Genomic DNA, 19,744 nt, shown 5'->3' on the forward strand with positions numbered 1-19,744 from the left:
CGCTCAGTTCTGGGTCAGGCCGGCATCGACGACGAAATTGGCTCCGGTGCAGCCGCTGCTCTCGTCCGACGCGAGGAAAAGGGCCAGCTTGGCCACGTGGCTGGGGTCGAGGCGATACTTCAGGGCCTGGAGATCGATGAATTGCTGGTTCAGCTCCGGCGTGAGCCAAAGCTTCTCCTGACGCTCTGTCAGGATCGCGCCCGGCACGATGCAGTTCACGCGAATTCCGGAGGCGCCAAGTTCCCGGGCCAGGGTGCGCGTCATGCCGTTGATGGCAGCCTTGGCGGTCGTGTAGCCGACCATGCCGGGCCGGCCGCGCATCCAGGAGATCGATCCCAGCATGAGGACGGACCCGCCGCCCCTTTTGGCCATCCCTGTGGCAACGGCCTGCGTGGCGAAGAACTGATGGTCGAGATTGAGCGCCAGGGCACGCCGCCAGTATTCCGGCTCCACCTCGGAGAGATCGTGCCGGTCGTCCTTGCCGGCGTTGTTGACCAGCACGTCGACGCTTCCACGCTCGCTCTCGATCCGCGCCAGCGTGTCGCGAAGGGACGGGATGTCTGTCACGTCGCAAGGCAGGAACAACGCTCCGGTGGAAGACGCGAGAGCTTCCCCTCCCTCCCGGTCGATATCGAGGAAAGAGACCCGCGCGGCCTGGCTCACGAAGGCCCTCACCATCTCCTCGCCGATCCCGGACGCGCCGCCCGTGATCACGACGGAGCGGCCTTGCAAGGAGCGGTAGAGGGCGGTTGTGTAATCGAACGGCATCGTTCCTGCAGCCTAGACAGTGGGATCGAAGGAGTTTTCAGGAAGGCCGGGCACATCCACGGGCATCGAGAACAGGCTGCCCGAATGCGGAAGGCGCGCCAGCTCCTCCGCTGAACGGCCCGTCCGAGCCGACGTGACATAGAGTGTCTTGAGATCGGGGCCGCCGAACGCCACCATGGTGGGACAACGGGCCGGCACCGGGTGCTCCGCCAGCAACTCGCCAGCCGGGCTATACCGCTGGATGCGGCCGCCATCGAAAAGGGCGGTCCAGTAGCAGCCCTGCGCGTCGACCGCCGCACCGTCCGGGCGGCCTCGGTCCGTCTCGGTCGGTTGCAGGCGGACGAAGATCTGCTTGCCCGTCGCGTCCCCGGTCGCCGGATCGTAGGCGTAGCGCCAGACCGTGAAGGTGGGGGTGTCTGCGTGATAGAGCGTGCGGGCATCCGGCGAGAACGCGACGCCGTTCGATGTCAACAGACTGCCCGCCATCACCGCAAGTCCTCTGCGGTCGTAGCGGTACAGATGGGCCTTGCCGCCATCTTTAGGCTCGTCGATGGTGCCGGCGAAGAAGCGGCCCACAGGATCCACACGCCCGTCATTGAAGCGGCTCGTCTGCTGATCCTCCGGGTTCTCCGAGAGCATCGTTTCGCGCCGCCCCTGCGGATCCAGCGTCCAGAGGCCGGACCGGAAGCCGGCGATGAAGCCGCCACCCTTTCGGAACCCGATGCAGCCGATATCCTCCGGCATGGGAACCACGGTGTGCGCGCCCGTGCCGGGGCTGAATTTGTGGAGCGCCCTGCCCTTGATGTCGACGAAGAAGAGCGCCTGCTCGTCGACGGACCAGATCGGGCATTCGCCGAGCTCGGCTCGGACGTCGAGGGCCAGGGAGAGCGCCATGGCCGTGCTCAATAAGCCGCGGCTGGCGCGGTCGCCTGCGCCGGCTGATCCCGCAAGTTTCCGAGCCAGTCCGTCGCCCGCCCGGTCATCATGGCTATATCGGACGCGACGGCCGCGAAGTCGTAGCCGTAATCGAGAAAGCGGCGCACCATCTCGGGGTTGGGGCCGACGATGCCGACGGGCTTTCCGGCCGCGTGCGAGGCTTTCGCGGCCTCCTCGATCAGGCCCTGCACCTCGGGATGTCCGATATTGCCGATATGCCCCATGGCGGCGGATAGGTCGCCGGGTCCGACGAAGAGCGCATCGACCCCCGGCACGGCCGCGATCTCGGGCAGGCGCGCGATGGCGTCCGGGGTTTCGAGCTGGACGATGACGGCCACTTCACCGTTGGCTCGCTTCAGGTAATCGGTCGCCTTCCCGAAACGGGATCCGCGATGTACGGCGGCAACACCCCGCACACCCTCAGGCGGATACTTGGCGAACGACACGGCTTGCCGTGCCTCCTCGGCGTTCTGCACGAACGGTACCATGATCGTCTGGGCCCCCGCGTCGAGCACCCGCTTGACCAGGACTTGATCGTTCCAGGCGATGCGCACGACCGCGTCCGCCGGGGTGCAGCCGACGGCGCGCAGGATGTGGGCCAGGTCCGAAACCTCGATGGGAACGTGCTCCATGTCCACGACCAGGAAGTCGAAGCCCGTGTACCCCATGGCCTCGGCCGTGGCGGGCGCGGCGGCCATGAGCCATGTTCCGAGCGGGGGCCTGGGGCCCTCGCCTGTCAGCCAGCGTTTGAATCGGTTCTGGATGTCGACCATCGGATCCTCAGAAAATCGCGGGTTCGGCCACCGGGCCAGGAGCGCTCAGGAAGTCGAAGTCGCACCCCTGGTCGGCCTGGGAGACGTGCCTTTGGTACAGCGCCGCGAAGGACCGTCCGTAGACGGGAGCCGTGGGTGTCCATTCGGCGCGCCTGCGCTCCAGTTCGGCCGGGTCGACCCGCATGTCGAGGCGTCCGGCCGCCACGTCGAGCTCGACGATGTCGCCTGTCCTGAGAAGGCCCAGGGGTCCTCCCACCGCTGCCTCGGGCGCCACATGCAGGATGCATGTTCCGTAATGGGTGCCGCTCATGCGTCCGTCGCAGACCCGCACCATGTCGCGCACGCCTTGCTTCAACAGCTTCTTCGGAATCGGCAGATTGCCCCACTCGGGCATCCCCGGCGCGCCGACGGGCCCGGCATTGCGGAGCACCAGAACGCTGTCTTCCGTCACATCGAGGTCGGGGTCGTCGATCGCCCGGTTCATCTCAGCCGGGCTGTCGAACACGATCGCAGGGCCCACATGCTTCAGGAAACGCGGATTCGCGGCCGAGGATTTCATGACGGCCCCATTGGGCGCGAGGTTGCCGCGCAGCACCGCCAGGGTCTTGCCGCGGGACAGCGGCACCACCGGGTTGCTCGGGTCCCGGATCACGTCGTCGTTCCAGCATTCGGCTCCGGCGATGTTCTCTCCGAGCGTGCGTCCGTTCACGGTCGGGGCGTCACGGTCGAGGTGAGCGTCCAGCTTGTTGAGAAGGGCCAGGAGTCCGCCCGCGAAGTAGAAATCCTCCATCAGATACTCGCCGGAGGGGAAGAGGTTGGCGCAGACCGGGACTTTTCCGGCCATGTCGGACATCTCGTCGAGGCCGAGGTCGATACCAGCGCGGCGGGCCATCGCGACGAGATGAACGGCGGCGTTGGTCGAACCGCCCAGCGCCATATAGGCCACGAGGCCATTGCGGAAGCTGCCCGCGCCGAGGAGACGGGACGGCTTCAGGTCCTCCCAGATCATGTCGACGATCCGCGTGCCGCAGGCCGATGCCATGCGCGCATGTCCGCTGTCCACGGCCGGAATGGAAGAGGCTCCCGGCAGGGTCAGGCCCATGGCGTCCACGATGGACGTCATGGTGGACGCCGTTCCCATGGTGTTGCAGGTACCGGCGGACCGGGTCATCCGGCTTTCCAGATCGACCCAGTCCTGCGGCGAGATGTTGCCGGCCCTGAGTTCGTCCCAGTATTTCTTGGTATGCGTGCCCGCGCCCGTCTTCTGGCCGCGCCACTGGCCGTTCGACATAGGACCGGCCGGGCAATAGATGGCCGGGATGTCCATGCTGATGGCGCCCATCAGAAGCCCCGGGGTGGACTTGTCGCAGCCGCCGAGCAGCACGGCGCCGTCGACGGGGTGGGAGCGCAGGATCTCTTCCACCTCCATGGCGAGAAAATTGCGATAGAGCATGGTGGTGGGCTTCACCATGACCTCGCCGACCGACAGGGCGGGGATCTCCACCGGATATCCCCCCGCCTGCCAGACCCCGCGCTTCACCGCCTCGGCGCGGTCGCGCAGGTGGGCGTGGCAGGGGCTGATGTCGCTCCAGGTGTTGACGATGGCGACCACTGGCTTGCCGAGAAATTCCTCCCGCCGCATGCCCATCTGCTGCGTGCGCTGACGATGGGCGAAGCCGCGCATGTCATCGGACGCGAACCAGCGCTGGCTGCGGAGTTCCCCGATTGTCCGACGTGCCATTCCACCGTCCCTTCACACTTCGTTCGGGCAAGGAGCGGCGCCGAAAACGCGCTCCGCCCACCCTTCAATTCGTCCGCGCCGGATGCTCCAGCGCCCGCATCACACCGCGCAGTTCCGCGAGGCCCTTGAGCCGCCCGACCGCCGTATAGCCAGGATTGACCCGGCGGCCCGAGGTCAGGTCGTCGACCATGCGGTGTCCGTGATCCGGCCGGAAGGGGATCTTGCCCCCATCTGGACGCTTGCGATCCTCGCGCAGGAGCACGTCCAGCACCGCCACCATGTCGACGTCGCCGTCCAGGTGGTCCGCCTCATGGAAGCTCAAGCCGTCTCGGTCCCTCTTGGTCGCCCGGAGGTGAGCGAAATGGATGCGGGACGCGAAACGATGCGCCAAGGCCGGCAAGTCGTTGTCCGCCCGCACGCCGAGGCTGCCGGTGCAGAAGCACATGCCGTTCGCCTCGGACGGAACCGCGCCGAACAGGGCGGCGTAATCGTCCCCGGTCGAGGCGACGCGGGGCAGGCCGAAGAGCGGCCGCGGCGGATCGTCCGGATGGAGCGTGAGCTTCACGGACAGCTTCTCGGCCACGGGGGCGACCTTCTCCAGGAACTCGATGAGATGCTGGCGGAGCTTGTTCGCATCGATGCCCCGGTAAGCGGCGAGCCGCTCCCGAAAGGCGTCGAGACTCAGGGCGTCGGTCGTCGATCCCGGCAGACCGGCCGCGATGGTCTTCGTCAGGCGCTCGACCGCCGCATCGTCCAGGGCGTCCGCGAGCGCTTTCGCGCGCTCTCTGGCGCCCTGATCGTAATCGTTCTCGGCGCCGGGACGCTGGAGGATGTACAGATCGAACGCCGCGAAGGCGTCCTGTTCGAACCGGAGGCCGGTCGCGCCCGTGGGGAGGGGCCAATCGAGATCCGTGCGGGTCCAGTCCACGACGGGCATGAAGTTGTAGCAGACGATCTTCAGGCCGCCTTTCGCCGCCGCCTCCAGGCTCGCGATCCAGGCCGCGATCGACTGCGTCGCTCCGGCGCCGTGACGCTTGATGTCGTCCGCCACCGGGATGCTCTCGATGACGGACCAGGACAGGGGCGACCGGCCGGGAGGCGTGGTCTCGATGATGCTGCGGTGACGCTCCACATCCTCCAGCGTCCAGGCCTCTCCGGGCGGAACGTGGTGGAGGGCGGACACGATGTCGGTGGCTCCGGCCTGCCTCACCGTATCCAACGTCACCGGGTCATTGGGTCCGAACCACCGCCACGCCTGCCTCATCGATCATCCTCTCCCGCTGTCTGACATCCGACTCATGGGCCCACGATGTTAGTAGGCTTTCTCGCCCTGCACGACCCGGACCGTTGCGCCCTCCGACCGGATGCGGAGCTGATCCAAGCCGGCGACCGGCCGCACCGTGATCGCCTCGAAGGCGGGCTTGTAGGATCCGTCCGCGTCCACGGACAGGGTCAGGCCAGCCTGTTCGCGGAGCAAGCGGAACCGAAGCTCCATCCGGCCCTGCCCTTTCCAGTCGGTCGTATCGCCGTCGTCCTCATAGAGGAACCCTTCGGATTCGCCGGCGGGCGATCCGAAGACCAGGAGGTCGCGCTGCGTGTCGAGGCTCGGGTCGACGCGGTCCGTCTGCCGGGTCACGGGGATCATGGCCCCGCAGCGGACGAAGAGCGGCAGGCGTCCGAGGGGCGCCTCGACCCAGATCGTGCGACCGCCCTCGAAATGCCGGCCGTCGTGGAAGTCGAACCAGCCACCCGGATGGTCGGGCAAGTAGACGCTGCGCCCGGTCGCGCCCTCGTCCAGCACGGGGGCCACCAGAATATCGGGCCCCAGCATGTAGCTGTCCTGGACGTTCAGAGCCGATGCGTCGCCCGGGAAATCGTAGAACAGAGGACGCACCACGGGCTCGTTCGCTCGGGAGGCCCGCCACATCTGGGTGTAGAGATAGGGCATCAGCCGGTAGCGCAGGGTGATGACCTCGCGCACCTGCGGGATGACGCTCTCATGCATCCAGGGGAGGTTGACGACGCCGTTGTCCTTCCAGGAATTCATGACCATGCGGGGCCACAGGGCGCAGAACTCCACGAAGCGGCAGAACAATTCCGGGTTCGGGCTCGGGCCGTGGAAGCCGCCGACGTCATGTCCGATGTTGAACATGCCCGACAGGCTCATGTTGAGCCCTTGGGTGAGGTTGTAGCGCAGGGTTTTCCAGGCCGTCTCGTTGTCGCCGGACCAGGTCTGGGCGTAGCGCCAGATGCCCGCGGAACCGCCACGGGTGACCGAGTAAGGCCGCTTGCCCGGCGAATGCTCGGCTTGCGCCTCGTAGGACAGCTTCGTCATGAGCAAGGGCTGCGCGGCGCGCGCGAGCTGCTGAGCGAAGGGACGCCCGTCACCGTCGCAGACGGCGTCCTCGTCCCAGATCTCGTACTCGTTGTTGTCGTTCCAGACCGTCACGACCCCATAATCCAAAAGGGCGGTCTGAATGCCGTTGCGCCACCAGGCCCGGCCGCCGGGATTCGTGAAGTCGACGTGGTATCCAAGCCCGTCCCAGAACTGCGCGATGGCGGGCTCGCCGGTGGAACCGTCACGGACCAGAATGTCCTGTTGCCGGGCCTCCGCGAGGCGCGGGTGATCGTCCAAAAGACATGGCTTGAGGTTGGTGACCGGCTGCATGCCGGCCTCCTTCAGACGCGCCATGGTGCCGGCCGGATCGGGGAACTTCGCCCGGTTCCAGTTGAAGGCGTAGCGGCGATGGCCGATGGAGGTGTAGCCGGATCCGAAATGGAAGCTATCGCAGGGGATCCGGTAATGGCGGCACTTCTCGATATAGTCCGTGATCCGCGCATCCGCGTCCGGCGCGTCCGCGATGGTCATCGAGGTGGTGGCGAAGCCCAGCGACCATTTCGGCGCGAAGGCCTGCCCGCCCGTGAGCCAGGAGAAGCGGCGCACCACCTCGGGCACGGTCGGTCCCGCGAGCACGTAGTAGTCGAGGTCCCCGTCACCGGCGCTGTAGGAGCGGAACAGGCCGTGATAATTGTCGATGGTGCAGCCGAGATCCATCTCGCCGACGGCCAGGTTGTCGTAGAAGACGCCATGGGCGCCGGCAGGGCCGTCCACGAGGACGAACGGGATCATCTTGTAGAGCGGATCGCTGAGCTCCGCATCGAAGCCGCAAGGGTCCACGGCGTCGATCTTGAAGCGCCGTCCCGTGTGATCGAGGGGGCCGGCCTTGTCGCCGACGCCGTAGTGCCGCTCGCCCTCGTGCCGGGCCATGACGTGCTGGATCGCTCCGGTCTTGCGCGACAGGAAATAGGCCTGGGTCGTACGATCCGACAGGAAGGGACGCTCCTCGCCCGCGCGGCGCCACGCGATCCCGAAGGGCGAGAGGGTGACCAAAGCCGACAAACCGGCGCCTTCGACGACCACCTGCCCGTCCCGCTCGGTCACGGCCGCTTCGGGGCAGGCAAAGCCCTCGTTCGAATCCCGCGGCCGCCCCTCGTAGGGGGGCTCGAGCCCGCCCGGCGCGATGGTCCAGCCACGGTCGAGGCGATAGCCGCCATCCGCCTTCATCACCACCCGGCCGATATCCTTCTCCAGGATCCCGACCCGCAGGTCCGCACCCAAACCGATATCGAACACGGCCCAGATCCCGTCGCGGCCGCGATAGCGGGCCTCGGTCAACGCCTTCATCGAAACTGTCTCCTCAGCACTGTCAGCGAATGCGGATCGCGTGTCCGTCCGCATCGAAAAGGTGAAGCGCCTCTCGCTTGAGGCGCAGGCCAAGCCTCTGGCCACGCTCGTGTCCGGCCTGCCCGTCCTGGCGCACGGTGATCTGCGGCAGCCCGGGGGCGGAACCGTAAAGGTAGGTTTCCCCGCCGAGCTGCTCGACGAGATCGAGGGCGATGACCACGTCCGCCTCGGCTTCCGGCACGACGTCGATATGTTCGGGCCGCGCCCCGAGGGTGATGTCGGAGCCTACGGGCGCAGATCCCGTCGACGGCACCGAGACCGGGCGCGTCTCGTTGCCGATCGTCACCTGGTTGGGGGCGGTGACGCGAGACGGTAGCAGGTTCATGCGGGGCGACCCGATGAAGCCCGCCACGAACAGGTTCGCGGGGTGATTGTAGACGTCGAGCGGGGTGCCGATCTGCTCGATGCGGCCGGCTCGGAGCACCACGATGCGGTCGGCCAGGGTCATGGCCTCGACCTGATCGTGCGTGACGTAGATCATCGTGCCGCCGATCTCGGCATGGAGAGCGGCGAGTTCCTTGCGGGTGGCAACGCGCAGCTCCGCGTCCAGGTTGGACAAGGGCTCGTCGAACAAGAAGATCTTGGGGTCGCGCACGATGGCGCGGCCGATGGCGACGCGCTGGCGCTGCCCGCCCGAGAGCGCCTTGGGCTTGCGGTCGAGATACTCGGTCAACCGCAGCATCTCGGCCGCGCGGCGCACACGCTGGTCGACCTCCTCGCGCGCAAGCCCCATGTTCTCGAGCGCGAAGGCCATGTTCTTGTACACGCTCATATGGGGGTAGAGCGCATAGGACTGGAACACCATCGCGAGGCCGCGATCCGAGGCCGGCACATTGGTCACGGTCTGGCCGTCGATGCGGATCTCGCCGCCGCTCACCTGCTCCAAGCCCGCGATGACCCGCAGAAGCGTGGACTTGCCGCAGCCCGAAGGCCCGACGAACACGACGAATTCGCCGTCCTCGATCGCGAGATCGACGCCGTGCAGGATCGTCGCCGCGCCATAGGACTTCACGATACCGGAGAGCTCGAGGTCAGCCATGAATCAACCGAACGGTTTATTTCATCCCGGTATTGGCGATACCGGTGGTGATGAAGCGTTGCAGGAACACGAAGACGACGGCGACCGGGGTCAGCGTCATCACGGTCATCGCCAGGAGATACTGCCATTGGGTCTGCAATTCGCCCTGGAAGGCGTTGAGACCGATCTGCAGGGTATAGACCTCCGTCTTCGTCAGGACGGCGAGCGGCCACAGGAACTCGTTCCAGCGCCACATGATCGAGAAGATCGTCAGGACCGCCAGGGCCGGCAGGGTCAGCGGCATGACGATGCGCCAATAGATCTGCCACTCGGAGGCCTTGTCCATCCGGGCCGCCTCGATGAGGTCGCGGGGGAGCGTCAGCATGTACTGGCGCAGCAGGAACACGCCCGTCGGCGTCGCGGCGCCCGGCAGGATCACCGCCCAGAGCGAGTTGACGAGGCCGAGCTTGGTCACCACCAGGTAGACCGGCACGAGAATGATCGTGATCGGGATCATCAGCGTGCCGATCACGGCCAGCATGGCGGCGTTCTTGCCCTTGAACTCGTAGATGGACAGCGCATAGGCCGCCATGGAGTTGATGAGCAGCGTGATGAGCGTCGCCACCACGGTCACGAAAACCGAGTTGGCGAGGAATTGCGGGAAGGCGAAGCGCTCCAGGGGCTCGGTGTAGTTCTCCGTCGCCAGCGCGAACTCGCGCACGGGCACGCGCTTGTCGATCGCGACGCGAAACTGCTGCGTCGGGTCAGCGGGATCGACCATCTGGGCCTGGATGCCGACCCGGCGCACCTGCGCGAGCACACGGCTGCTCCCATCCTCCATGGTGACGGTGAACAGCGGCAGGGGCTGCGGGAATCCCGGCAACGTCACTTCCTTCTGCGACATGGGCAGGAGGGAGGGCGGGAATTCAAGCAGGCTCGCCTGCGTCTTGAAGGACGACAGGCCGAGCCAGAGGACGGGTCCGAACATCAGGAAAACGCCCAGGATCAGATAGGCGTAGGCGGCGATGTCGGTCCAGTGCCAGCTTTTGGCGTCGCGGCGGGCGGTGACGATGGTTGCGATGCTCATGATGGCCTCACGACGACTTGCGTTGGGTGTAGGCGAGCTGCGCCAGCGTCAATGCGAAGAGCACGATGCCGAGCACCACGGACGCCGCCGCCGCGAGGCCGAAATTCTGGACCTGGTTCGAGAACGCGGTTTCGTAGATGTACTGCACCACCATCAAGGTGGAGGTCCCGGGACCGCCGCCCGTCAGGACGAACACCTCGTCGAAGGTCTGCACGGCCCGGATCAGTGCGAGCACGATCACCACGACAAGATTGGGCCAGAGAAGCGGCAGGGTGAGGCGCCAGAACACGCGCCAGCGCGGCGTCGCGTCCATCTCGGCGGCTTCGTAGATGTCGGACGGGATGGCCTGCAGGCCGGCAAGGAGGATGAGGGTGTAGAACCCCATATGGGACCACACCGACACGAAGATGGCCCAGAACATCGCCCAGGTCGGCTCGGTGAGGAACAGAACCCGGTCCCCGCCCATGGCCGTGATCCAGGCGTTCAGGATGCCGTCCCGCTGCAGGATCCACTTCCAGATGAGCGCGACCACCACCGGCGAGAGGAGCACCGGGAAGAAGTAGACCGCCCGGAAGAAGCCGCGGCCCTTGATCTTCATGTTGAGGACCACGGCGGTGAGAAGCGACAGCCCCACCATCGCGACGACCTGGAAGAAGCTGAACGTCACGGTGTTGTAGACGCCGCGCCAGAAATGGTCCTCGCGGCAACTGCTGGGATCGGCGTAAGAGCCGCATTCGAACAGGTAGGAATACTGGCCGGAGCCCACATAGGGGCGCTCGGACGGGAAAAGGGCCGGTCCCCCGGTTACCGAATACCAGAAATTGATGGCGATCGGCACGAAGACGAAAAGGCCGAAGAAGAACAGGTTCGGCAGCAGGAAGACGTAAGGCATCCGCCGCTCGCCGATGAGCCGCTGCAGGGCCGCCATGGGCCAGTCGACGATCCGCGCGACCTGCCGCAGGAAAGGGCTCGTCCGACGCGTCTGGGCGCTGCCTGCCAAAGCGGAGGACGCCGGAGGATTCTTTGACGAGAGGGTCATGCTGCCTCGAACCGCAACGGAGCTGTCCCGGACGGGATCGTCCGGGACATCGTTTTCAGCCGTTACTTCTTGTTGCGCTCGGCGATCTGCTGCTCGACATCCGCCGTGATGCGCTTGTAGGCCTCGTCGAGGGTCGCTTCGCCCGCGATCGCCTGGCCCAGCCGGCTGATCACCGCGTTGAAGATCACGCGGTTGTTCACATAGCCCTGGAGCTTGTTGGCCACGGGCGACAAACCGGAGACGCCTTCGCTGAAGACCTTGAGGGCTGCCTTGCCCTGCGGCGAGGCGTCCTTGTAGTCGAGGCCCTTCTTGGCGAGGCCCAGGTGACCCGGCACGAAGAGGGAGCGCGCATAGAACTCTTCGGCCACCGGCTCGCTCGCCAGGAACTCGATCAGGCGCGCGACCTCCTTGGGATGCTGGGTCGTCTTGATGCCCACGAGCGCCGCGCCGCCGGGCATGCCGGAGCAGTTGGCCGGGCCGCACGGGGTCGGGACGGCCACCCAGTCGAAGGCGTTGCCGATGGTCTTGTCGAACTGGCCGATCTGCCAGGAGCCCGACTCGTACATGACGACCTGGGCGTTCTTGAACTCGTCGTTGGCGCCGCGATAGGCGGTGCCCGCCACCGAGCCCCACAGCTCCTTCGACATCACGCCGTTCTTGTGCCAGTCGTAGACGAGCTGCGCGCCCTTCTTGAAGCCGTCATCGACCACAGCGGGCTCGCCCTTGTCGTTGAACACCTGCGCGCCCTGCGTGATGGCGAGGCTGAAGAAGCGGTGGCCGGAACGGTCGATGGCCACCGGGAACGGGGCCTGCACCTTGGCGGCCACGTCCTTGGCGGCCTTGGCCCAATCCTCCCAGGTCGCCTTGGGAGCGGGCATCGGGATGTTGGCCTGCTCGAACAGGGTCTTGTTGACGAACGGCCCCGTCAGGGTGAGCTGGGTCATGTAGCCGGGAATCGAGGACGTGTCGCCCGGCAGGCGCATCCACTCGAGGAAGGGCCCGAAATTCGCTTCGAAATAAGCCGGATCCTTCAGGTGCGGGCGCAGGTCGAGCATGTAGCGGGCGACGCCGCCGAGATCGGCCACGCGGGCGAGGTCGGGCCCCTGCCCGGCCGCCAGCTGCACCGGCAGGTTCTCGTTGATGGCCTTGAACGGCACCTGGTCGAGAACGACCTTGATGTCCTTGTTCTGCTCCTCGAAGCGGCGCAGGAGGCTGTTCATCACCTCCCCTTCGTTGCCGTCCGAGTACCAGGTCATGCGCAGGGTCGTCTGCGCCTGCGCTTGGCTGAAGCCCAGGCTTGCAGCCACGAGGGCGCAGCCCAGAAGCATCCTTCTTGTTGCCTTCATCAATTCCTCCCGTTCGTTATCGTTGTGACGGACTTTGTCTTGAATCTGTGGCGCCATAGGGGCGCGAGATGCGCGGGCGAATGCGCAGCCCTAGGCACGCGAACGGGCGGCGAAGCCATCCGCACGGCCGGTCCCACCCATGTCCGGTCATGTTTTGGCAAACGTTTGCCTAAACCGTCTATTATCCTTTAGGCTAGGCCTTGGGACGATGGGCCCTGCGGCGTCGACATGGCGCTCAAAGTGGTGAAGAAGGTCGCATGACCAAGCAGAGACCGCTCCGGCAAAACCCCGTTTCGCTGGCCACCGTGGCCAGCGCGGCCGGCGTGTCCATGGCGACGGTGTCCCGGATCGTGAATGGGGAAACCCGCCGCGCCTCGGCCGAAACCGTGGAACGCGTGCAGAAGGTGGTGGCGGCGCTGGGCTACCGGCCGAACCATATCGGCAGAACCCTTCGCCGGCGCGAGAGCCGGATCGTGGCCATGCTGTCCCCCAATCTCGACAACCCCGCCATGGCGGCCATCGCGGATTCCGTCGAGACGGCCTTGCGCTCGGCGGGCTACGTAATGATCCTGTGCGATACCCATGACAGGGCCGACCTCCAGGACGAGTACCTGCATGCCATGCGTTCGCAGGTGGTGCAGGGCTACGTGGTGGTCAACGCAGTGCGAAGCGAAGGCCTGTCGGAGGCCGTCTCCCGCGGCGATCCGGTCGTCTTCGTCGGCCGCCGCAACCCAGATGGCGGCGGCTCCTTCGTGGGCATCGACAACCGTGGCGCCGGAGCGGACGCGGCGGACCATCTCTGGGCCAGGGGGATCCGGGATCTGGCTCTCATTCACCCCAGCCAGGGATCATCCGCCACGCGCGACCGCGTCGAGGGCTTCGTCACGCGCCTGACCGAACTGGGATGTCCGCGGCCATCGATCCGCAGCGCGGCGGCCCCGGGCCTGCGCCATCTCGAGGCGGGCTATGCCGCCGTCCGGGCCCTCGTCGAAGGCGAAGCCGGGCGACAGGACTGGCCGGCGGGCCTGTTCTGCCCGAGCGACCTGATGGCCTACGGGGCGTACCGCTTCGCGCAGGAAAACGGCATCCGCATTCCCCAGGATTGCAGGTTTGTCGGGGTCGACGACAACGCTCTCAACGCCTGGATCGCGCCTTGGCTGACTTCGGTTCACATCCCTTATGTCGCGTTCGGCGAGAAGGTGGTGGATCAGCTGAAGAATCTCTGGGCGGGGGAAGGGCCCTCGGAGGACCTGCTGCCGCACGAACTCATCGTCCGTCAGGCCTGAGCCAGGCTCAAGGCGATGTCCAGCCGGGGGACATGATCGGCGGGGCTCCGGCGATCATGAGGGGGCTAGGCCGCAAGATGGCGGGATCGCCGCCCGCCGTCGAGGCCGACAGGAGCGACGGCAGCTCCGGCATCCACAGGACCGGGCTCTGCGCCAGGGAGGCGACGGGGAAGACATCCGGCGCGGCGGTGGCCAGCACGATGCCGGCCTGCGTCGAGGGATTTGGGCAAGGCCCGTCCGCGGGGCAGTCCCGGCGCAGGGGACGGGCGGGCTGGAGCACCCTCACCTGCCCGGCGAAAGCGAGCGCTTCGGGCCGGCTGACCTCGCCGAGAGAGACACCGCGGCGCCACAAGGCCGCGAAGGTCGGGTGCTGGCCGCCATCCGCATAGGTGGTCCGGATCGCCGCCCGGCCCTCCTCCAGCAGGACGGCGTCGTGATCCTCCTCCATGGCGCGCCAAGCCAGGATATTCGCCTCACTGTCCGGGTCCTTGGACGGCTGGAACGCGTAACGGCCCGCCGCGACCCGCACATCAACCTCCTGGCGCGTCGCCTCGAAGCGGTCCGAGCCTTCCTTGAGCTGGCGCCAGAACGCGATGTTGGGGTCCAGGCGATGCGCGACGAGGTTCTCGGCCGTCATCCTAAACGGGAAGGCCTGGAGCTGAACCGCCTTCTGGCCACCTCTGAACGCCTCCCGCATGAGGGCGTAGATCTCGGCGATGCCCGCATCCGTCATGGCGTAGCAGCCCATCGACGAGCAGGTGCCGTGCACCATCAGAGCGGTGCCCGTCGCGCCCTGCGCCCGGTCGTAGGCATTGGGAAAACCCGTGTCGAAGGACAGATAGTACCTGGAATTCGGATTCATCAGCTTGGGCGTGATGGCGTAGAACCCCTCCGGGGCCTGCCTGTCGCCCTCCTTGCGCTTCGGCCCGAGCTGACCCGACCACCGGCAGATCGGAAAGGTTTTCAGACGCCCGTACCGGCCGTCCGCGCCACGCTTCCAAACCTCCAGCTCCGCTTCCCGCTTGTAGAGGCGGATCAGCATCGGGCTGGCCGGGCCGGTGTTCTTGGTCTGCATCAGCGCCAGGGTCGCCGGCGGAATCGGCGCCTCGTGCTTCGGTACTCCGGTGCTCGCGGCGGCCTGCACGCTCGTGCCTGCGAGGGCGGACGCCAGGACGATCCCCGCGAGCGCGAGGGCGGGCGTGAGGGCGCGTCCGAGCCTGGAGAACATGAACAGCATTCAGTCCGAGCGATGCCTAGGGCGAAGAAACCGGGTGAGGTGTACCACTGACAGGCAATTGCGGCCAGACCGAGGGAGCGCGGCATCTGGGCAATCCTACCGGGAGGCTTTGCCGATCCAGCGCTCCAGGGGCGACGCCAGGGCCGTGGTCAGGATGACGATGGCGCCGCCGATGCAGAGGGAAAGGGTCGGGACTTCTCCGAAGTAGAGCCAGCCCGCGAAGGCCGAGAATACGACCGATAGGTATCCGATGGGAGCCAGGAGCCGCGCCTCCTGCTTCTGATAGGCCTGAAGCCAGCAATATTGCCCGAGCTGGGCCAGGATCCCGACCAGGAGGATGCCGGGCGCCCTGTCCCAGGGGATGGGCACCCAGACCAAGGCCGCCGGAACGGATGTGAGGGCCGCCAGGCCGATGGTGTAGAACAGCATCAGCATGACGGTGTTCTCGCCCGCGAGGCGTCTGGTCTGGATCACCGCAATGGAGCCGAACAGAACGGACGCGAAGGCGGCGGCCAGTCCGAGGTTCCAGGGCACGGAACTCGGCCCGACCATCACGAGGATCCCGACGAACCCGACGGCCGTCAGCGTGTACCGGATCCGGCTGACGCGCTCGCCCAGCAGGAACGCCGCCAACACCAAAAGAAGAAGCGGACGCGTGAACCCGATGGCCGTGACCAGGGCAAGCGGCAGCGACGCGAAAGCCGCGAAGCTGAAGGTCAGGGCGGCCGAATTGGACGCCACCCGGATCAGATGGCTTCGCAGATGGGACAGCCGGGCCAGCTCCCGGCGATGGCGCCAGGCCAGGGGCGCGACGGACACGAGCCCGACCAGGGACCGCAGAAAGACGAGCTGAACGGCCGGATAGGTCGCCCCTTCGGCCTTCACGATAGCCTGCATGGTGGTGACCAAGGCCATGTCCATGAGCAGCCAACCGGCGCTTTGCCAGAGCGGCACGGAGGGCTCGGCTGCAACCGTTTCCGGGGCTTCGGCCATGGGTTCAGGCGGGCTGGACCAGATTGGCCATGAGCCGGAAGGCGCCCGGAACCAGCTTGTCCATCTGGTGGTGCAGGACCAGGGCCACATGGGTGTGGCGGCCACGGCCGATGCGCCCCGACACGAGGCCGCCCTTCAGCGGAGCCTCGCCCGGGTCGTTCACGGCAATGAGCGATTCATATTCGGGGCTCGCCTCGGACACGAAGTAGAGGCCCCGCTCCTTGTCCCAATCGGCCCAGTCCTGGGGACCGATCCGGTTCGGGGAGGTCAGCAACGGGTGATCGGGAGCCAGGATCGTGACGGGGGCCGATGGGTCCGTCACGCGCCAGCGCAGGGATGGGCTTCCGATCACGAGACGGCGGGGCGGCGTATGGTCCGGGTCCCAGGCATCCGTCGGCCGATGGTAGAGAGTCACCAGATGGCCCCCCGCCTCCACAAAGCGGCGGAGCCTGTCCGTGGCGGCTCTCAGGTCCGGGCGCAGGCCGAACGCGAAGATGCCGACCACGAGAGTCGTGAACTCTGACAGGTCGCCCGCGGACAGGTCCGCGGCGTCGAGGTCGGTCACGTCGAGGCCAAGCCGCCGAAGGTGGTCGCCCACCCCATCGCTGCCTCCGCCCGCATAGCCGATGCGGACGCCCCCGGGCAGCGCCACATCCAGGGTCAGCACCTTGAGGTCCACCGGAGCGACGAACGCGGCCGGCCGGATATGAGGGTAGGACAAGGGCCGGACTGCACTGGCAGGCGTGCCGTCCACCAGCGGAACGAGGCTCGCGAGCCCGACAGGCCCAGCCTGCGGGGGCTCTACGATCCACCGGGCGCACTCCTGGCGAACCTCCCAGCCGGGCGGCGTGTCCCATCCGGTCGCGGGCGTCCCTTCGGTCTCGACCGCGAAGGGCCCCTGCCCTCCGCCTTGCCGGAGCACGACGAGAGCCGGGTCGATGGACAGCGAGTGCCGGGGCACGACCGAGACGGCCTCGTCCAGGTCGCGGTCCACCGCGATTCGATGGCCGTCGACCGTGCCCGTGATCCCAAGACCGATGGGCCCGTTGCCGCCCATCGGATCGAAGGTCTCGGCGTAGTTGCCCGTGAGCGCCGCATCCGCCGGGATCGTTATCGCGAACCGCCGAAACCCGCCGTTGCCACCTGTTTCAACGGCTTGGAAACCATGCGGAAGGCGCGGCGCGATCCGGAGATCCGACCAGCCGGGAGCGTCAGCATGGACGTCCAGGGTGAGCGTCGCGCCCGGATGGGCCGGGCCGGTGACGTCGGCGCGCACGGAGCCCATGCTCAGCTCCAACAGGGCAGCGTCGATCTCCCGCTGCTTGCGGCGCAGGCGATGTCCGATGCACCCCAGCGAGACAGGATCCGCTCCCGCGAGTGCCGATCCGATCAGCCGGCCCGCATGGGCCAGGGAGGCGGCGATCCGCCCACGATCCGGAAAGGATCCGACCGCTTCGCGGATACGGTCTTCGGCCCCCCGGAGCTCGGCGGTCCCAGAACCGGTCAGCCCCCCCTCGCCGGCGAGGTCGGCAATGCTCGCCGGCAAGCCGTCGCGGATGTCGGTCTCGCGAACCGGTGCCCCCCCGGCGCGGTGCTTGAGATGCAACTCCCACCGGTCGGTGGCGCTGTCCCGCCAGACGCCCATGCCCTGGGATGCGTGGGCGGCACGGGACCATTCCCCGAGCTGGCGGAAGGTGAGGCCCGTGACGGCATCGCGCGCCGTCTCGACAGCGAGCGTGGCCGGCGGCGGCGGCACCTCGTCGTCATAGGCATAACCCGCCCCTGACCAGGCGGGCAGGTAGAACTTGGAGACCTGCCACGGCTCCAGGCCCTCAGCAGCGTGCGCCGGAAACGTGGCGGGGTCAGCCGCCATCGCGAGGGCGGCTTCCGCCGCCTGCGTCATGGCGCGGTGGTGTCCATGCTGCCCCGGCACGTCGAGAAAGGTCGGGATCACGATGTCGGGCCGGTACCGGCGGTAGGCGCGCACGAGCCGTTCCAGGAGCCGCTCCTCGCCCCAGCGCCGAAGCGTGTCCGGGCCGTTCTTGGAGAAGCCGAAATCGTGCACGGGATCAGCCGGTCCATGGCCCAGCCAGGCTATGTCGGCGTCGATCCGGCGCGCGGATTCCTCCATCTCGGCGGTGCGCAAGACCCCCAGCGCGCCGCCTCTCTCCGGCCCGAGGGCGTTCTGTCCGCCCTCCCCCCGTGTGGAGCAGGCAACGACGATCCGCATGCCGTAGGCGAAGCGCAGGGCCGCCAGCAGGCCGTTGGCCTCGTCGTCCGGATGGGCGCCCGTGTTCATGACCGTGACCACGGATGCGAGGCGGCTCAGGTGGCGGTGAAGGCGGACCAGCGCGGGCTCGTGGACGGCTCGGGCAAGGCGGCGGTGGTCATCCGGCAATGAGATTCTCCTGGTCTTGCAGTTCTGCGGCCCGCGCGCGGGCCGTGTCGAGGCGCGGCGTCATCGTCTCGAGAAGAGGAAGGGCCGCGGCGCCGAGGGCGGCTGTCATGCGGCCCGTGCGGCCCAGCAGGAGGCGCGCCTCGCTGCGGTTGCGGCGGCTTGCCACCGAGAGCGGCAGCGGCTCCATCGCCCGGACGAGGTCCTCCAGGAGCGCGGTGGGAAGCGCGCCTCCGAGGATGATGGCCTCCGGATCGAGGAGGTTCTCCAGCATCGCGACCTGCGGCGCCAGATATCGGGCGGCATCGCGAATCCAGGTGGCGACCACCGGATGCCCCTCGCGATGAAGGCGCTCGATATCCGCATAGGCGGCGTTGCGAATGCCGGCCCGCTCGAGACGCCCCGTGAGCGCGTGGACGGACGCATAGGCCTCCAGGCATCCACGCTGGCCGCAGGAGCAGGGTTCGCCGTCGCGCGCGACGGGAATATGACCGATCTCGCCCGCATTGCCGCGCGCCCCACGCACCGGATGCCCGTCGATCACGATGCCAAGTCCGAGGCCGCGTCCGAAATAGATCAGGCAGAAGGTCTTGAGGTCGCGGGCGACCCCGTGAAGCCGCTCGCCGACGGCGGCCGCATTGGCGTCGTTGTCGACCGTAACGGGTGCGCCGAGCGCATCGCTCAGGCCGGCGGCCGCGTCGAAGCCGAGCCAGCCCGACAGGGTGGTGGGACCGACCGACGTCATGCCGTCCACGTCGAAGGGACCCGGCATCACGACACCCACCCCCAGCAATTGTGGGACGGTGCCCGCGAGCTGGGCCCGCGCCGCCGCGATCTCCGCCCGGATGGCCGGCAGGACGGTTGCCGGATCGTTGCGATCCAGCGACTTCGTTCGCTGCGCCCGCACCTTGCCGCCGATATCCACCAGAAGCGTCGCGATATGGTCGGCAGCAACCTCGATGCCGGCGGTCATGCCGCCGTCGGGGTTCACCGCGAACTGGATCGGGGGAAGGCCGCGCCCGGCCCGCAACCGCCCCAGCTTGATGAGGAGGCCGTCCGTGACGAGGTCGTCGACGATGTTGGACACCGCCTGCGTGCTCAGATGCGCGTAGCGGGAGATCTCCATGCGGCCAAGAGGACCCCATTGCCGGACGACGTCGAGAACCACGCGGCGGTTATGGGAACGATTGCGCTCGGGGTTGGTCCCGATCGTCGACTGCGCCGCGGCCTTGTTCTTTGCCATCTCAGCTCTCCCAGGCCGGAAGATGAACCCCAACAAAGAATAACTCAAGTGAATTATGTTATTGACAGAGCCACGGCTCTGGGTGAGCCTTCGGGCCGGCTCGGCATTCCACGCGGTCGCCCATACGATGACCGATG

At 67.3% G+C, this 19,744-nt stretch carries 15 protein-coding genes; 1 reads left to right on the forward strand and 14 read right to left on the reverse strand.

What is annotated here, in order from left to right; translation table 11 throughout:
- Positions 1 to 3: 3 nt before the first annotated feature.
- From ILT42_RS10225 to ILT42_RS10270, 10 genes are all read right to left on the reverse strand, one after another.
- Entirely contained in the window at positions 4 to 768 is a 765-nt protein-coding gene (locus ILT42_RS10225) for an SDR family NAD(P)-dependent oxidoreductase (RefSeq protein WP_204215488.1), read from the reverse strand.
- Positions 769 to 780: 12 nt separating this feature from the next.
- Positions 781 to 1,662 carry an SMP-30/gluconolactonase/LRE family protein gene (locus tag ILT42_RS10230; protein WP_204215489.1) on the reverse strand — a complete coding sequence of 294 codons (882 nt, stop codon included), beginning with the start codon at positions 1,660 to 1,662 and terminating at the stop codon, positions 781 to 783.
- An 8-nt stretch (positions 1,663 to 1,670) separates the two neighbouring features.
- Positions 1,671 to 2,477: an HpcH/HpaI aldolase family protein gene (locus ILT42_RS10235; RefSeq protein ID WP_204215490.1), complete on the reverse strand. Its 807-nt coding sequence runs from the start codon at positions 2,475 to 2,477 to the stop codon at positions 1,671 to 1,673.
- A 7-nt stretch (positions 2,478 to 2,484) separates the two neighbouring features.
- On the reverse strand, positions 2,485 to 4,218 hold the full coding sequence (araD, locus tag ILT42_RS10240; RefSeq protein WP_204215491.1) for an L-arabinonate dehydratase: 1,734 nt from the start codon (positions 4,216 to 4,218) through the stop codon (positions 2,485 to 2,487).
- Between the two features lie 64 nt (positions 4,219 to 4,282).
- Positions 4,283 to 5,482, reverse strand: a complete 1,200-nt coding sequence (uxuA, locus tag ILT42_RS10245) for a mannonate dehydratase (RefSeq protein ID WP_204215492.1) — start codon at positions 5,480 to 5,482, stop codon at positions 4,283 to 4,285.
- 48 nt (positions 5,483 to 5,530) lie between these two features.
- On the reverse strand, positions 5,531 to 7,903 hold the full coding sequence (locus ILT42_RS10250) for a glycoside hydrolase family 31 protein (protein WP_204215493.1): 2,373 nt from the start codon (positions 7,901 to 7,903) through the stop codon (positions 5,531 to 5,533).
- Positions 7,904 to 7,925: 22 nt separating this feature from the next.
- Positions 7,926 to 9,002 carry an ABC transporter ATP-binding protein gene (locus ILT42_RS10255; protein ID WP_204215494.1) on the reverse strand — a complete coding sequence of 359 codons (1,077 nt, stop codon included), beginning with the start codon at positions 9,000 to 9,002 and terminating at the stop codon, positions 7,926 to 7,928.
- A 16-nt stretch (positions 9,003 to 9,018) separates the two neighbouring features.
- Positions 9,019 to 10,068, reverse strand: a complete 1,050-nt coding sequence (locus ILT42_RS10260; protein ID WP_204215495.1) for a carbohydrate ABC transporter permease — start codon at positions 10,066 to 10,068, stop codon at positions 9,019 to 9,021.
- A 7-nt stretch (positions 10,069 to 10,075) separates the two neighbouring features.
- Entirely contained in the window at positions 10,076 to 11,107 is a 1,032-nt protein-coding gene (locus ILT42_RS10265; RefSeq protein ID WP_204215496.1) for a carbohydrate ABC transporter permease, read from the reverse strand.
- 62 nt (positions 11,108 to 11,169) lie between these two features.
- Complete coding sequence (locus ILT42_RS10270; protein ID WP_204215497.1) at positions 11,170 to 12,453, reverse strand: ABC transporter substrate-binding protein; 1,284 nt, start codon at positions 12,451 to 12,453, stop codon at positions 11,170 to 11,172.
- A 257-nt stretch (positions 12,454 to 12,710) separates the two neighbouring features.
- Here ILT42_RS10270 and ILT42_RS10275 point away from each other — a divergent pair, with 257 nt between their 5' ends.
- Positions 12,711 to 13,739 (forward strand): LacI family DNA-binding transcriptional regulator, encoded by a 1,029-nt coding sequence (locus tag ILT42_RS10275; protein ID WP_204215498.1) that lies wholly within the window; start codon positions 12,711 to 12,713, stop codon positions 13,737 to 13,739.
- 7 nt (positions 13,740 to 13,746) lie between these two features.
- Here ILT42_RS10275 and ILT42_RS10280 read toward each other — a convergent pair whose 3' ends face one another.
- From ILT42_RS10280 to ILT42_RS10295, 4 genes are all read right to left on the reverse strand, one after another.
- Positions 13,747 to 14,967 (reverse strand): L,D-transpeptidase family protein, encoded by a 1,221-nt coding sequence (locus ILT42_RS10280; RefSeq protein WP_204215499.1) that lies wholly within the window; start codon positions 14,965 to 14,967, stop codon positions 13,747 to 13,749.
- A gap of 105 nt (positions 14,968 to 15,072) precedes the next feature.
- Positions 15,073 to 15,969, reverse strand: a complete 897-nt coding sequence (locus tag ILT42_RS10285; protein ID WP_204215500.1) for a DMT family transporter — start codon at positions 15,967 to 15,969, stop codon at positions 15,073 to 15,075.
- A 4-nt stretch (positions 15,970 to 15,973) separates the two neighbouring features.
- Positions 15,974 to 18,367, reverse strand: coding sequence for a PIG-L family deacetylase (locus ILT42_RS10290; RefSeq protein WP_204215501.1), 2,394 nt, complete (start codon positions 18,365 to 18,367; stop codon positions 15,974 to 15,976).
- Entirely contained in the window at positions 18,357 to 19,607 is a 1,251-nt protein-coding gene (locus ILT42_RS10295) for an ROK family protein (RefSeq protein WP_204215502.1), read from the reverse strand. Before ILT42_RS10295 ends, ILT42_RS10290 begins: the two co-directional genes overlap by 11 nt.
- Between the last annotated feature and the right edge of the window lie 137 nt (positions 19,608 to 19,744).

The organism is Microvirga pudoricolor, assembly GCF_016892705.1.
Classification (GTDB): Bacteria; Pseudomonadota; Alphaproteobacteria; order Rhizobiales; family Beijerinckiaceae; genus Microvirga; species Microvirga pudoricolor.

Excerpts from the sequence above, each read along its gene's own strand:
- ILT42_RS10225 (WP_204215488.1), bottom strand. The coding sequence starts at position 768 with ATGCCGTTCGATTACACAACCGCCCTCTACCGCTCCTTGCAAGGCCGC.
- ILT42_RS10230 (WP_204215489.1), bottom strand. The coding sequence starts at position 1,662 with ATGGCGCTCTCCCTGGCCCTCGACGTCCGAGCCGAGCTCGGCGAATGC.
- ILT42_RS10235 (WP_204215490.1), bottom strand. The coding sequence starts at position 2,477 with ATGGTCGACATCCAGAACCGATTCAAACGCTGGCTGACAGGCGAGGGC.
- araD (WP_204215491.1), bottom strand. The coding sequence starts at position 4,218 with ATGGCACGTCGGACAATCGGGGAACTCCGCAGCCAGCGCTGGTTCGCG.
- uxuA (WP_204215492.1), bottom strand. The coding sequence starts at position 5,482 with ATGAGGCAGGCGTGGCGGTGGTTCGGACCCAATGACCCGGTGACGTTG.
- ILT42_RS10250 (WP_204215493.1), bottom strand. The coding sequence starts at position 7,903 with ATGAAGGCGTTGACCGAGGCCCGCTATCGCGGCCGCGACGGGATCTGG.
- ILT42_RS10255 (WP_204215494.1), bottom strand. The coding sequence starts at position 9,002 with ATGGCTGACCTCGAGCTCTCCGGTATCGTGAAGTCCTATGGCGCGGCG.
- ILT42_RS10260 (WP_204215495.1), bottom strand. The coding sequence starts at position 10,068 with ATGAGCATCGCAACCATCGTCACCGCCCGCCGCGACGCCAAAAGCTGG.
- ILT42_RS10265 (WP_204215496.1), bottom strand. The coding sequence starts at position 11,107 with ATGACCCTCTCGTCAAAGAATCCTCCGGCGTCCTCCGCTTTGGCAGGC.
- ILT42_RS10270 (WP_204215497.1), bottom strand. The coding sequence starts at position 12,453 with ATGAAGGCAACAAGAAGGATGCTTCTGGGCTGCGCCCTCGTGGCTGCA.
- ILT42_RS10275 (WP_204215498.1), top strand. The coding sequence starts at position 12,711 with ATGACCAAGCAGAGACCGCTCCGGCAAAACCCCGTTTCGCTGGCCACC.
- ILT42_RS10280 (WP_204215499.1), bottom strand. The coding sequence starts at position 14,967 with ATGTTCTCCAGGCTCGGACGCGCCCTCACGCCCGCCCTCGCGCTCGCG.
- ILT42_RS10285 (WP_204215500.1), bottom strand. The coding sequence starts at position 15,969 with ATGGCCGAAGCCCCGGAAACGGTTGCAGCCGAGCCCTCCGTGCCGCTC.
- ILT42_RS10295 (WP_204215502.1), bottom strand. The coding sequence starts at position 19,607 with ATGGCAAAGAACAAGGCCGCGGCGCAGTCGACGATCGGGACCAACCCC.